This is a genomic window from Herbaspirillum sp. BH-1, from assembly GCF_002870055.1.
Taxonomy (GTDB): domain Bacteria; phylum Pseudomonadota; class Gammaproteobacteria; order Burkholderiales; family Burkholderiaceae_D; genus Herbaspirillum; species Herbaspirillum frisingense.
In genome coordinates this window covers 251,030-263,539 of record NZ_PKOI01000004.1, presented here as the reverse complement: position 1 = coordinate 263,539, position 12,510 = coordinate 251,030, and the positions used below count along the sequence as shown (strand labels likewise).

Annotated in this window: 12 protein-coding genes; 3 read left to right on the top strand and 9 right to left on the bottom strand. The window is 64.2% G+C overall.

The window, feature by feature from the left end; all coding sequences use genetic code 11:
- Window positions 1-11 precede the first annotated feature (11 nt).
- Together HBH1_RS07940 and HBH1_RS07935 are read right to left on the bottom strand one after the other, a co-directional pair.
- Entirely contained in the window at window positions 12-887 is an 876-nt protein-coding gene (locus HBH1_RS07940) for a fimbrial biogenesis chaperone (protein WP_233207559.1), read from the bottom strand.
- Between the two features lie 49 nt (window positions 888-936).
- The gene (locus HBH1_RS07935) at window positions 937-1,464 is read right to left on the bottom strand and encodes a fimbrial protein (RefSeq protein WP_039876786.1); all 528 of its coding nucleotides are present in this window, start codon (window positions 1,462-1,464) and stop codon (window positions 937-939) included.
- Between the two features lie 329 nt (window positions 1,465-1,793).
- Between HBH1_RS07935 and HBH1_RS07930 the strand changes: the two genes are divergently transcribed.
- Window positions 1,794-3,152: a fimbrial protein gene (locus HBH1_RS07930; RefSeq protein ID WP_233207558.1), complete on the top strand. Its 1,359-nt coding sequence runs from the start codon at window positions 1,794-1,796 to the stop codon at window positions 3,150-3,152.
- Window positions 3,153-3,163: 11 nt separating this feature from the next.
- Here HBH1_RS07930 and HBH1_RS07925 read toward each other — a convergent pair whose 3' ends face one another.
- Window positions 3,164-4,375 carry an MFS transporter gene (locus tag HBH1_RS07925; RefSeq protein ID WP_102662271.1) on the bottom strand — a complete coding sequence of 404 codons (1,212 nt, stop codon included), beginning with the start codon at window positions 4,373-4,375 and terminating at the stop codon, window positions 3,164-3,166.
- Between the two features lie 183 nt (window positions 4,376-4,558).
- On the opposite strand from HBH1_RS07925, the gene HBH1_RS07920 reads away from it, so the two are divergent.
- Window positions 4,559-5,452 (top strand): LysR substrate-binding domain-containing protein, encoded by an 894-nt coding sequence (locus tag HBH1_RS07920; protein WP_077235522.1) that lies wholly within the window; start codon window positions 4,559-4,561, stop codon window positions 5,450-5,452.
- Here HBH1_RS07920 and HBH1_RS07915 read toward each other — a convergent pair.
- On the bottom strand, window positions 5,442-6,062 hold the full coding sequence (locus HBH1_RS07915; protein ID WP_102662270.1) for a 2-hydroxychromene-2-carboxylate isomerase: 621 nt from the start codon (window positions 6,060-6,062) through the stop codon (window positions 5,442-5,444). The two genes, HBH1_RS07920 and HBH1_RS07915, sit on opposite strands and share 11 nt — an antisense overlap.
- Window positions 6,059-6,934 (bottom strand): CmcJ/NvfI family oxidoreductase, encoded by an 876-nt coding sequence (locus tag HBH1_RS07910; RefSeq protein WP_166758289.1) that lies wholly within the window; start codon window positions 6,932-6,934, stop codon window positions 6,059-6,061. Before HBH1_RS07910 ends, HBH1_RS07915 begins: the two co-directional genes overlap by 4 nt.
- A gap of 268 nt (window positions 6,935-7,202) precedes the next feature.
- Between HBH1_RS07910 and HBH1_RS07905 the strand changes: the two genes are divergently transcribed.
- Window positions 7,203-8,492 carry an O-acetylhomoserine aminocarboxypropyltransferase/cysteine synthase family protein gene (locus HBH1_RS07905; RefSeq protein ID WP_102662269.1) on the top strand — a complete coding sequence of 430 codons (1,290 nt, stop codon included), beginning with the start codon at window positions 7,203-7,205 and terminating at the stop codon, window positions 8,490-8,492.
- 73 nt (window positions 8,493-8,565) lie between these two features.
- Here HBH1_RS07905 and HBH1_RS07900 read toward each other — a convergent pair whose 3' ends face one another.
- Genes HBH1_RS07900 through HBH1_RS07885 form a run of 4 tightly spaced genes read right to left on the bottom strand, consistent with a single transcriptional unit; the run spans window position 8,566 to window position 12,394 of the window.
- Entirely contained in the window at window positions 8,566-9,696 is a 1,131-nt protein-coding gene (locus tag HBH1_RS07900) for an LLM class flavin-dependent oxidoreductase (protein ID WP_102662268.1), read from the bottom strand.
- Window positions 9,697-9,716: 20 nt separating this feature from the next.
- Window positions 9,717-10,733 carry an NrtA/SsuA/CpmA family ABC transporter substrate-binding protein gene (locus HBH1_RS07895; RefSeq protein ID WP_102662267.1) on the bottom strand — a complete coding sequence of 339 codons (1,017 nt, stop codon included), beginning with the start codon at window positions 10,731-10,733 and terminating at the stop codon, window positions 9,717-9,719.
- A gap of 48 nt (window positions 10,734-10,781) precedes the next feature.
- Window positions 10,782-11,531: an ABC transporter ATP-binding protein gene (locus tag HBH1_RS07890; RefSeq protein ID WP_102662266.1), complete on the bottom strand. Its 750-nt coding sequence runs from the start codon at window positions 11,529-11,531 to the stop codon at window positions 10,782-10,784.
- A complete protein-coding gene (locus HBH1_RS07885; RefSeq protein ID WP_199181544.1) occupies window positions 11,531-12,394 on the bottom strand; it encodes an ABC transporter permease subunit in 864 nt (287 codons plus the stop codon). Before HBH1_RS07885 ends, HBH1_RS07890 begins: the two co-directional genes overlap by 1 nt.
- Between the last annotated feature and the right edge of the window lie 116 nt (window positions 12,395-12,510).

The following is a 12,510-nucleotide window of genomic DNA, read 5'->3' as shown; positions in this document are numbered from 1 at the left end:
TACCGGTCTCGTCAGTGCAGTGGGTAGTCGCGCACGACTTCCGCCCCGAAATCATTGACGATGCGCAGTTGCATGCGCAGGTCCGAGCGTTCCACCGGCACACGTGTCAGCGGCCAGCGCAACTGCTGGAACGGACTGATCACCGTGGCCCGCGCCAGCGCTTGTTGCTGCTCTCCCTGCAGCAGCGTCGCCTGCTGCACCACGACGTGGTAGGCACTGGAATTATCGACAACGACGGTGGCAGCACTGCCCGTACTATCGATGGAAAATGCCAGGCCATCCGGCGCCCGCGCGGCATCGGCCTCGCTGGCCAGTGCCGCCGGTCGGTAAAACAGTTTCATGCGGCTGCGTACGGTGAGCACCAGCTGGTTTTCCCCGACGGAATCAGCCTTCAGGGCCGGAACCTGGAGAAAATTGAGGAAGAACAGGGACTCCCGATCCTGTGGCAACGCTGCACCCACATACGACAATCGCACCATCTGGCCCCCATGCGGCTCTACCCGAAACACCGGCGGAATCACCAGGAACGGCGAGGACAAGGCATGGGCATCGCCGCTGCGACCATCGTCGAGCCACACCTGGACCAGATTGGGGTGATCGTCCGGATTACTGAAACGCAGCGCCTGTTCGCTGGCATCGGCCGGATAGATGATGCGCGTACCAAGCATGGTCACGCTGGCCTGGGCGCTTGCGATGAATACCAACACCATGATGAGCCCTGCGAGCAAGCTTGCTTTTTTCATGTTCAAAACGGAAAGGCACCGCGGCGGCAATCCAGCGGCGGCGAAGGTGAAGCGACAAAGCTGGCGCCGGCGCGCATTCAATCTGCGAGACGCGTGGATTGAATGTGCACCGGGCCTGAAGGTAGCGAAGGAGATGATCAACAAGCGGCGACGCTGCAAGGCAGCCGCCCCGGAGGGCGGCCCGGCCCGCAGGTCAGAGGTAGTCCAGCGCGTACTGCACCGAGCCGATGACCGAACCGGCTCCCGCCGAGCCAGCCTCTGAGATGTAGCGCACGGAGAAGGTATGCGACGCACTGGTGGCGCCCGTGGCGATCTCCAGGCCATCAACCGAGACGGCACTTCCGCCGACCAGCTTGATGGCTTCTCCGCCCATGCCCGCACGCAATTGCAGCGCCACGTTCTTGGCACTGCCGAGGTTGGGGATGTTGTTACCACCGGTGGCGGAACTGGCCAGGAACTGGGTCTTGATCTTCAGTGAATCCGAAGCCGATGCCGTACAACCGCTCACGCTGACCACGAAGGGAGTCTCACCGGCGGCGCTGCCAGCGGCCACCAGATCGCCCGCGGCGACCGTGGGCAGCAGCACCACCGGATTGGTGGCGCCATCGACCATCACCTGGCAGGTCTGCTTGCTGACCTGGCCACGGAAGCTGATGGTATTGCCGGCCGCCAGCACCAGGGATGGCGAGACCAACATCAGGATTGCAAGATACTTTTTCATGTTTACCCCCAAAAGGATTCGGCCGACAGAAAGAAAATGCAGACGCCGACCGAAGCGCCCTGCACCGATCGCATCTTAGGCAAGAGCGGGCATCCGGAGGATCGGCGCACGCCCATCGACGGGCTGGCGAAGTCTGATTGCGGCATGGGCGAAATCCCATATGTAGTGCTAGGCATCGGCCCATGCGCATTGCGGGTCAGGCCCATTCACCGGCGCAGCGCGGGGAGCGATGATGGCTGGTGTCTCCTTCCCCTCCCTTTCCCGCCCCATCGCTCATGTCCCTCTTTCCTCACTATCCCCATCGCGCGCGCACGATGCTGCTTTTGCTGATGACGCTTTCTCTGTGGCTGCTGCTGGCACCGACGGCAGAAGCCATCTGCAAGCGCAACAACCGCGCCGCCTATCCGTTCGCGCCGCTCAGTGACGGCGGCTCTGCCCAGTTCTGGTTCGGCCGCATCAATCTGGCCAGTACGGCGATCCAGCCACCAGGCAGCATACTGGGCAGCGCGGTGGCCAGCGCCGCTGAAGCCGCCGGCATCAACGGCGATACGCTGCTCTGGACCTGCGACCTGGCCGATGCCGACCAGATCTATGAAGTCTTTTCCACCAACGGTGATGACAGGGTCGGTGGCTATGCCGAAATAGGTATCAAGGATGGCCTCCATGGTTTCTATCGCACATGGTTTCCCGGGGTTGCGATCCGCCTCACGCATCTGCGCTCGGGCAAGATCCTTTCCCGCTATTACCAGTCCAGCAAGCTCGATACCTATGATGTCGACCAGGCCACCAGGAAGATCCTGATCCGCGCCCGTCACCTCAGTCCGATCAAGGCCGAGGTGGCGAGGGTATCGGACCTGACACCGGGCACCGGAACCAGCAACTGGTGCAGTGGCGCACCGGACAACACGCGCTGGGCCGCCGTCGCGTATGAGTGCACCCAGCCCAATGGCTACCTGATGCTGCGCGGCCCCGGCTATAACCGTGCCAGCGGCGACATGGATGATGATGGTGAAGACCATGCCTATCGCTACCTGTTCTTTGGCGCGGCCAATGGCATTGCATTCGGCATGCGCATGGGCGCAACACTGAGCGTGCTGCCCTCTTGCGTGGTCCAGAATGTGACACCGGAAGTGGTGTTCCCGCCGATCTCGGAAACCGAGCTCAATCTGGGGCAGACGCGCCAGGTGGAATTCACGCTCTCATTCCGCTGCGACGAGGGCATCGGCAGCAAGCCGCCTTTCGCCGCCGGCACCGATGACAACCAGACCGCCTTCGGCCTCCAGGTTTCACCGGGGGCGCTGGCGGCTGCCCGCTTGCTGGGCTATGTGAATCAGAGTCAGGGAGTACGCTATCTGCTTTCGGACAACTACGGCACCGACCCGTCGCTGGCCACGGGAGTGGGGATAGGCCTGAGCGATGCAGGCAACCAACAGGAGATGCAGTTCCTGAGTTCATCGGTGACCGGCCAGTGGCTGTCGCAGTCCTTCCCGTCCGGCCGCAATGCCGGCTGGTATCGGCTGAGGGCAACCGAGGAACGATGTCCTCCCAGCCCGTCGTCGCCCGCTGCAGCCGTCGAACAATTTACGATCAACAAGCGCCTGACGGCGACCCTGCTAAAGCTGCCGGGACAGACCGTCACACCGGGAAGAGTGTTCTCGACCGCCTATGTCATCGTGAAGGTGCAGTGAAGGTCTCGGTCCTAAGCGGCCTTCAGTCGCCCGGGCTGGCCATCATCGATGGGAAAATGCAGCAGTGCCGCGACGATTCCCACCACGAAGGTAGCCATCCACAGCAAGGAATACGATCCGCTCAGTTCCAGCATCCAGCCCCCCAGCCAGGCGCCGAGGAAGGAACCGATCTGGTGGCTCAGGAAGCACACGCCGAACAAGCTGCCCATGTGGGTCGGACCGAACAGGCGTGCCACCAGCGCCGTGGTCAGCGGGACCGTGCCCAACCAGGTCAGCCCCATGACCGCGGCAAACAGGGTCACCGACAGACTGCTCTTGGGGGCGATGAAGAACAATCCGATCGCGGTGCTGCGCACCAGGTACAGCCAGCCCAGCACCTGCTGCGGACGATAGCGACCGCCCAGCCAGCCGCAGGTCCAGCTGCCGGCCATGTTGAACAGGCCGATCAGCGCCAGCGCCGTCGCCGCCAGGCCGGTGGGCATGTGGCACAGTTCCAGATAGCCCGGCAGGTGGGTGGCGATGAAGGCCAGCTGGAATCCACAGGCGAAGAATCCCAGGGTCAGCAACTGGAAGCCACGGTGCCGCAGTGACTGCACCATCACCCGCCGCAAACCGCCCTCCTGGCGCGGCATGACCGGCGTACGGATCGCTGGGGAGCGCAACACCAGCCCCAGCGGCGCCACCATCAGGACCAGCGCGGCCAGCACCAGCAGCGCCAGGCTGATCCCCGAGGCAGCGCGCAAAGCCTGCACCAGTGGCAACATCAGCACCTGGCCCAGCGAGCCACCGGCACTGACCAGCCCCATGGCGCTGCTGCGCCGTTCCGGCGGTACGCTGCGTCCCACCGCCGGTAGCACCACGCCGAAGCTGGTGCAACTGATACCCACGCCGATGAAGACCCCCATGCCCAAGACCAGCAAGGCGCCGTTGGGGGCGAGTGCCGTCAACGCCAGGCCGATGGCATAGCAGACCGCGCCGAATGCCACCACGGGCGCTGGGCCATGACGATCGGTCATGGCCCCGGCCAGCGGCTGCGCCGCTCCCCATACCAGGTTGTGCAGGGCGATGGCAAAGGCGACCAAGGTCACCGGCAGGCCATGATCGTAGGACAAGGGACTGATGAACAGGCCGAAGGTCTGGCGCGATCCGAGCGCCATGCTCATGATGGCGGCACCAGCCAGCACGGCCCAGAGACGTTTGTGGTTCACAGAAGCATGGCTCATGGCAAGAGGCGATCCTGGATAGATGAATGATGCAATTTGACTCTGAAAAGAGAGCGCATTCAAATGACTTCGGCACCGCCACCCATTCCAAAATGGAATGCGAAATGATGGACACCGGATGCCCACGAGGATGTGCGACTATGCTTCAATAGCGCATCCGACCTGCTCCCCTTGCCGACCGCCATGACACTCCCTCTCGCCAAGCTGCCGCCGCTGGACCTGATCCGTGGCTTTGTCGCCGTGGGTCGCCGCATGAGCTTCACGCTGGCGGCACAAGACCTGTTCCTGACCCAGTCGGCGGTGAGCCGTCAGGTCCATCTGCTGGAAGAATTCATGGGAACCGCCCTGCTGCACCGCCACCACCGCGCAATCTCCTTCACGACCGCCGGTGAGCGGCTGTTCCGCAGCTGTGATGCGATGCTGCTGCAACTGCAGGACAGCATCGGCGAACTGCGCGCCGCCCAGGCAAGCCGTCCGGTGACCATCACCGCCAGCATCGGCATGACCGGGCTATGGCTGTTGCCGCGCCTGTCGCGACTGCAGCAGCAGGTGCCGGGGATAGACGTACGGGTGGCGGCCAGTGACAGCGTGATCGACCTGCGCCACGAAGGCATCGATCTGGCCCTGCGCTACACCACGCGTGCCCAGACACCGCCGGAAGCGATCCGCCTGTTCGGGGAATCGGTGGCACCGGTGGCGCATCCCCTGCTGCTCAAGCAAGGCAAGCTGCCGGCCGATACCACCCTGATCGAATTCGAACAAGCCAACCCACGCCTGCGCTGGAAGGATTGGCTGGACCATGGCGAATGGAAGAAGAAGCACCGCATGCTGCGCTTCAACCAGTACGACATGGTGATCCAGGCGGCACTGGCCGGACAGGGCGTGGCGCTGGGCCGCATCGAACTGATCGGACCGCAACTGGCCAGCGGCCAGCTGGTGCTGCTGGGCGAAGCACGGGCGCAGGACGAGGATGGCTACGCCTACTGGATGATCCAGGCCACCCCTGCAGCCCGCCGCGAAGTACAGCAGGTCGCCGCCTGGATACGCAACGAGGCCGGGACCAGCCTCACGGGCTGAAGCTGGCTGGTTCCCTGCAGGCGGCCAATGCGTCGTCCAGCCGGTCGTTGCCCCAGAACATCTCCTTGCCGACGAAGAAGGTAGGCGCGCCGAAGATGCCTCGCGCACGGGCCAGCACGGTCTGCTCGCGCAGGCGGGCGCGATTGTCTGCGGACTGCGCATCCTCCAGGAGGGAGGCTACGGGCAGGTCCATCGCCGTCAAGACTTCAGCGACCGTCCCGGCGCTGTCGATGTCGCGGTCCTCGGCGAAGTTCAGATGCATCATCAGACGGCAAAAGCCACCCACCCAGTGCGTCCCGGATCCCGCCAGGGCGACCAGCGTGGGCAGCACGGCCGGGCGCGGAAAGCGGCTGGGACGCCGCCACGGCAGGCCATACTTGCGACACTGGCGGGCCATGTCCTGCCAGGTGTACTCCCCCTTCTCCTTCTGCAACACGAAGGGAGACGTGCTCCAGCCCAGTTCGCGAAACACCGGCCCCAGCAGGAAGGGCCGCCACCGTACGGATACACCGGCCAGTTGCGCCGCCTGCTCGATGCGCAGCGTGCTCAGGTAACTGTAGTTGCTGCCGAAGTCGAACCAGTATTCGATCACGGGATGCGGTGCGCTCATGCATGCACCACCAGACAGCGGATTTCCAGGCTCTGACGCAAGGGGGCCCCGGGCCGGATGTCGGGCAGGTCGAAAGCGGTATGCGGGGTGAAGCGTGCCACGCCGCCGGTGCGCGAATCGAACTGCTTGAACACCAGCGCATGATGACGATCCATCTGCGGAAAATAACACCAGCGATGCGCGGGGTTGTGGCGCATCAGATAGATTTCTCCGGTGCGACGGGGATAGCGCACCTCGCCCCGCACCAGGTCCTCGCGTGCCACGCTGCGCGCGTCGACCACGGCCAACGGCGTGTCCTCGATCACGCCGCGCAGGCTGCGCCAGATGTTGATGAGGGAAAAGTGCCGGGCAAAGGGAATCAGGTCCGAATCATGCAAGACCATGGACAGGCGCCTGCGCCCCGATACCTCGGTGTAATCGTTGTGGATACGACCGTTGGCTGCCGGCGTGGCACCACGGGCGGCGCGCCCGAAATCCAGCGTCGCGCGTGCAGGATCGCGCTCGCGCACCAGGTGATCGAAGACATAGGCATGGGTGCCACCGGTCACCTCCAATGCCAGCTCCACCGCCTCGGCATAACAGATCGCCTCGATCTCGTCGGCATCGCCCGGATTGCGCAAGGCCGTGGGGGCGTCACGCAATTCGAACCCGTTGGTATCGATATCCAGGTCGCGCCAGGCGCCGGCATCGGCGATGAAGGTGTCGTGCACGGTGTAGTCGGCACTCTCCCAGGGAACACCAGGGGGTGGCGTATAGGCATAGCTGACCGGGTCACGGGCATGACTGGCGAGATAGCTCAGGCGCGCCCGCACGCCGCGCCTGACATCAGCGTGACTCATGTCGGCGGGCAAGTGGGAAGTCGTCGTTTCCATACTGGCTCCTGATTCAAGAATGGCTGTTGGTAACGCCATTGAAGCAGTGCAGCAAAACCTGTTCAAACGACTAATTTGATCTTACGCATGCGCGATGGGAATGCGAAACGGCATGATGGCCAGGGTCGCACGCCTTTGCGACCGGCATCATCCGTCGCCGCATATGCATATGACGAATCATTTCTTGGCGCCCTGCCCGCCGTCGCGCTACGGTCTCGGTGTGGTATCGCCTTCCTGCATCCCCGTTCAACGATAAGAGAGAGACAACATGGCAGACAATCCGCAATGGAAATTCGAGACCGTATCGGTACACGGTGGCTACGACCCTGATCCGACCACGCGTGCCGTGGCCGTGCCGATCTACCAGACGGTGGCCTTCGCCTTCGATGATACCCAGCATGGCGCCGACCTGTTCGACCTCAAGGTCCAGGGCAATATCTATTCGCGCATCATGAACCCCACCCAGGACGTGCTGGAAAAGCGCCTGGCGGCACTGGAAGGTGGTATCGCCGCGCTGGCACTGGCCTCCGGCCAGGCGGCCGTGACCTATGCGATCCAGACCATCGCCGAGGCGGGCGACAACATCGTCTCGGCCTCCACGCTCTACGGTGGCACCTACAACCTGTTCGCCCATACCCTGCCGCAGTTCGGCATCACCACGCGCTTTGCCGATCCACGCCAGCCAGCCTCGTTCGAACCACTGATCGATGACCGCACCAAGGCCATCTTCATCGAATCCATCGGCAATCCGCTGGGCAACATCACCGACATCGCGGCCGTGGCCGCCATCGCGCATCGGCATGGCGTCCCGCTGATCGTGGATAACACGGTGGCCACGCCCTACCTGCTGCGTCCCTTCGAACACGGCGCCGACATCGTGGTGCACTCCCTGACCAAATACCTCGGCGGCCACGGCACCACGCTGGGCGGTGCCATCGTGGATTCCGGCAAGTTCCCCTGGGCGCAGCACAAGGAACGCTTCAAACGGCTCAACGAGCCCGATGTCAGCTATCACGGCGTGGTCTATACCGAAGCACTGGGCGAGGCCGCCTACATCGGTCGCGCACGCGTGGTGCCGCTGCGCAATACCGGAGCGGCGCTGTCGCCGTTCAATGCCTTCCAGATCCTGCAAGGCATCGAGACCCTGGCCCTGCGCCTGGACCGCATCACCGCCAACACCCTGGCGGTGGCGCAATACCTGAAACGCCACCCCAAGGTGCGCTGGGTCAACTATGCCGGGCTGGAAGGCCATCCCGATCATCAACTGGCGCAGAAATACTTCAAGGGTCGCGCCTCGGGCGTGCTGACCTTCGGCGTGGCCAACGGGCGCGAAGGTGGCGCACGCTTCCAGGATGCGCTGCAGCTCTTCACGCGGCTGGTCAACATCGGCGACGCCAAATCGCTGGCCACGCATCCGGCGTCCACCACGCACCGCCAGCTGTCGCCGGAGGAACTGGACAAGGCCGGCGTAACCGTGGATACGGTGCGCCTGTCCATCGGTATCGAGCATATCGATGACCTGCTGGCCGATCTGGAACAGGCTTTGCAGTCGGCCTGACACCGGGCATTCATCTCCACGAAAAAAAAGTGGCTCCGCAATGCGGAGCCACTGTCACGTTGCGACGGGAAAATCAGGCGGCCTGCTTTTGCTGCTTTTGCTGCTTTTGCTGTTTCTCCAGTTTCTGGCGCACGCGTTCTGCCACCAGTTCGCGCGTGCGCGGGATCAGTTCGCGACCGTAGTCGAGGGCATCTTCCAGCGGGTCGAAGCCGCGGATCAGGAAGGTCGTCACGCCCAGGTCGTAGTAATCCAGCAGCGCCTCGGCCACCTGCTCGGGCGTACCGACCAGGGCCGTGGAGTTGTAGCGGGCACCGGTTTCGCGGGCGATGGCGGTCCACAGGCGACGATCGACCCGGTCCCCCTTTTCTGCGGCGGCCAGCAGGCGGCGTGCGCCCACGCTTTCCTGGGGCCCGGTCTGGGCCGGATGACGGCTGCCATTGCCGGAGCGCAGGCGGCGTGTCTCGGCCAGGATACGTTCGGCACGCTCCCAGGCAGCGTCTTCAGTGGCCGCCAGGATGGGACGGAAGGAAACCGAGAAACTGATCTCCCTCCCATGCCGAGCCGCTTCGGTTCGCACACGCCCGGTCAGCTCGCGCACCTGGTCCAGTGACTCACCCCACAAGGCATAGATGTCGGCATGCCGACCCGCGACCGGAATGGCGGCCTCGGAGGCGCCACCGAAGAAGATCGGGATATGCGGCTGCTGCACCGGCTTGACCTCGGAAAAGGCTTGCTCGACGCGATAGAACTCGCCGTGATGATCGAAGGGCTCGCCGGCAGTCCAAACCTTGCGCAGGACTTCCAGGTATTCATCGGTACGGGCATAACGCCGGTCGTGATCGAGGAAGTCACCGTCACGTCGCTGCTCGACGTCGGAACCGCCGGAGATGATGTGCACCCCCAGCCGCCCACCGCTGAACTGGTCCAGCGTGGCCAACTGGCGGGCCGCCAGCGTGGGCGCCACGAACCCGGGCCGGTGTGCCAGCATCAGTTTGATGTGTCGCGTGGCGGCGGCCACCTGGGCGATGGTGAGAATGGCGTCCGGCCCGTTGGAGTGATACGGCACCAGCACCCGGTCGAAGCCGGCTTCCTCGTGCGCCCGCGCAAAGCGCAGCAGGTAATCGGTATCGATGGCTGGTCCGACGGCGGGATGGATCTCCGAATTCTTGTTGGTGGTGACCATGCCGATGAAGTTGACGCTCATGCTTCTCTCCTTGAAATGAATCAGACCTTGACGATGTAATCGCTCACCTGCACCTTCTGCGGCAGGATCTTGCGTGCGGCCAACCAATCGGCCGCTCCCTGGAAGGTGGCGATGAACTTCGCGTCATCGGCGCCATGGAATTCCCAGCGCCGCGCCAGCTTGATGAGCGAATCGCGTACCGCATCCGAATAACCGGCATCCTTCTGCACCAGGATCTCGGCCTCGCGCGGATTCCTGCTGATCCACTCGCCCTCGGCGCGATAGGCGGCATTGACGGCGCGCACGATGTCGGCGTTTTCCTGGGCGAACTTGCGATGGGTGACGTAGGAGTTGAAGTCGATCAGGAAATCCAGATCGCGGCCTTCGAAGAAGACGTCATGCGCCTTGTATTCGACCCGCGCAATGTCCACACCCGGGCTCCACATCGACCAGGCATCGACCTTGCCCTGGGAAAAGGCCGGACCGGCATCCGGCGGATTGAGATAGACGAACTGCACCTTGTCGCGGGCGATGCCGTGCTTTTCCAGCGCCGCCACCAGCAGGAACTCGCCCAGGCCAGAGCGGTTCACTGCCACGGTCTTGCCGACCAGGTCGCTGACCTTGGTGATGCCCGAACCATCCTTGGCGATGATGGCGGTGCTGCGTGGCTCGACCACGGCAAACTGGGTGAATACCAGCGGCGAGCCGGCGATCATGGCCGCCAGCGCCGGCGTGGTGCTGCCGCCGAAACCAAAGTCGGCGCTACCGCCGGTGACCGCCTGCAGCGAAGGCGCGTGATTGGGGAAAGGTCCCACCCATTGCACCTTGATGCCATCGCGAGCCAGGGTCTTTTCGAATTCGCCACGGGTGCGGGCGATGCCGGGCAGACCGCCCTTGCCCCAGGCCAGGCGCACGGTATCGGTATTGCGAGAGGAACCGGCGGCCAGCGCCACGGTGGGTGCACCGACGGCACCCAGGGCGGCGGCGCCTGCGGCGGCCTGCAACAGCAGACGACGATGGCGACGATGGAGATGGGCGGACTTGGCGTCTTGGGTCATGAGCATTCAGTGATGGTGAAGGGAAATCAGATCGGCATTGAATCTGGATTAATGCAGGGCATCAGCGCTTGCCACGCCCAGCTCGGCCAGCAATTGCGTGCGCAGGGCCTCGGCCGCCGGGTGGGCGCGATGGTGGGCGGCTTCGGGCGCGACGCGGTGATCGCTGGCAATGGCACCATCGCGCATGACCAGGATGCGGTCGGCCAGGACGATGGCTTCATCGACATCGTGCGTGACCAGCAGCACGCCGGGTCGATGGCGCGCCAGCAGTTGGCGCACCAGGGCATGCATGCGGATGCGGGTCAGGGCGTCCAGGGCGGCAAAAGGTTCATCCAGCAGCAGCAGACGAGGCTCCCGCACCAGGGCGCGTGCCAGCGCCACGCGCTGGGCCTGGCCGCCGGAGAGATTGCGGGGCCAATCCTCACTGCGGCCACCCAGGCCGACTTCTTCCAGCGCAGCCTGTGCGAGCGGCTTGCCGCTCTTGTCATCGAGCCCCAGGGAAACGTTGCGCCACAAGGGGTCCCACGGGATCAGGCGCGGTTCCTGGAACACTACGGCCGGTTGCGCCGGACCGTCGATGCGGCCGCCATCGATGGCGTCCAGCCCCGCCAGGGCGCGCAGCAGGGTGGTCTTGCCGCAACCGCTCTCACCCAGCAGGGCCACGAACTCGCCGCGATGGATGCGCAGGTTCAATCCCTGGATGACGGTGCGCTGGCCGTAGCGGCGCTTGAGACCGGCGACCTGCACGGCAATCTCATCGATGCCGGCCGGATGCATGGGTTGGGTGGTGGTGCTCATCATTTCCCCTTGGCGGCGTAGTTGGGATGCCAGGCCAGCAGACGGCGCTCCAGCAGGCGGGCAATGGCATCCGAGACCACGCCGATGCCGGCATAGATGACGATGGTCAGCACGATCACGTCGGTCTGCAGGAATTCCCGCGCATCCATGGCCAGTGAGCCGATGCCGGTATTGGCGGCAATGGTTTCGGCGATCACCAGTGCCAGCCAGGCCACTGCCAGCGCATAGCGCACCCCGGCCAGGATCGAGGGCAAGGCACCGGGCAGCACGATGCGACGGATCAGGGTCCAGTTGGAGAGCCCGGTCACGCGGCCCAGTTCGAGCAGCTTGGGATCGACCTGGCGGATGCCCAGCACGGTATTGATATAGATCGGGAACAGCACGCCCAGCGACACCAGGAACACCTTGCCGCCCTCGCCCACACCGAACCACACGATCACCAGCGGCAACGCCGCCAGGAAGGGGACGGCGCGCACCATCTGCACGCTACGGTCGAACAGGGCTTCGGCCAGCCGCGAGAAGCCGACGAGGGTGCCCAGCACGAAGCCGAGGCTACCACCGATGACGAAGCCGGCGGCAGCGCGCAGAAGACTGGCGCCGAGGTCGGAGAGCAGGCGGCCCTGACCGATCAGGTTCCAGGCGGTCTGCAATACCTTGCTGGGCGCCGGCAGCACTTGCGGCGAGAGCACACCGGCACGGGCGAAGGCTTCCCAGAGCAGTATCAGGAGCAGCGGTGCGGCCCAGGAGAGCAGGAACAGGCTGCGGTTGCCGAGTTCTTGCAAGGGACGCAGTCGCCTCGATCGACGCACGGGGGAGGACTCGGCGGCTGCCGGCAGGGGGAAATGATTCACCGCTTCGGACATGGGGATTTCCTTCTCTGACGTTTCAGGATGCGCAACCACAGTGGCGCAGGAAGGAAATGCTAATCAGCTTCGCGGTGAGCGAATACGAATGATTTTATGCTTGGATAGTTGGTAAA

What these genes read in the sequence shown, in the direction of transcription:
- HBH1_RS07935 (WP_039876786.1), bottom strand. Translation starts at nt 1,464, where the DNA reads ATGAAAAAGTATCTTGCAATCCTGATGTTGGTCTCGCCATCCCTGGTG.
- HBH1_RS07930 (WP_233207558.1), top strand. Translation starts at nt 1,794, where the DNA reads ATGACGCTTTCTCTGTGGCTGCTGCTGGCACCGACGGCAGAAGCCATC.
- HBH1_RS07925 (WP_102662271.1), bottom strand. Translation starts at nt 4,375, where the DNA reads ATGAGCCATGCTTCTGTGAACCACAAACGTCTCTGGGCCGTGCTGGCT.
- HBH1_RS07920 (WP_077235522.1), top strand. Translation starts at nt 4,559, where the DNA reads ATGACACTCCCTCTCGCCAAGCTGCCGCCGCTGGACCTGATCCGTGGC.
- HBH1_RS07915 (WP_102662270.1), bottom strand. Translation starts at nt 6,062, where the DNA reads ATGAGCGCACCGCATCCCGTGATCGAATACTGGTTCGACTTCGGCAGC.
- HBH1_RS07910 (WP_166758289.1), bottom strand. Translation starts at nt 6,934, where the DNA reads ATGGAAACGACGACTTCCCACTTGCCCGCCGACATGAGTCACGCTGAT.
- HBH1_RS07905 (WP_102662269.1), top strand. Translation starts at nt 7,203, where the DNA reads ATGGCAGACAATCCGCAATGGAAATTCGAGACCGTATCGGTACACGGT.
- HBH1_RS07900 (WP_102662268.1), bottom strand. Translation starts at nt 9,696, where the DNA reads ATGAGCGTCAACTTCATCGGCATGGTCACCACCAACAAGAATTCGGAG.
- HBH1_RS07895 (WP_102662267.1), bottom strand. Translation starts at nt 10,733, where the DNA reads ATGACCCAAGACGCCAAGTCCGCCCATCTCCATCGTCGCCATCGTCGT.
- HBH1_RS07890 (WP_102662266.1), bottom strand. Translation starts at nt 11,531, where the DNA reads ATGAGCACCACCACCCAACCCATGCATCCGGCCGGCATCGATGAGATT.
- HBH1_RS07885 (WP_199181544.1), bottom strand. Translation starts at nt 12,394, where the DNA reads ATGTCCGAAGCGGTGAATCATTTCCCCCTGCCGGCAGCCGCCGAGTCC.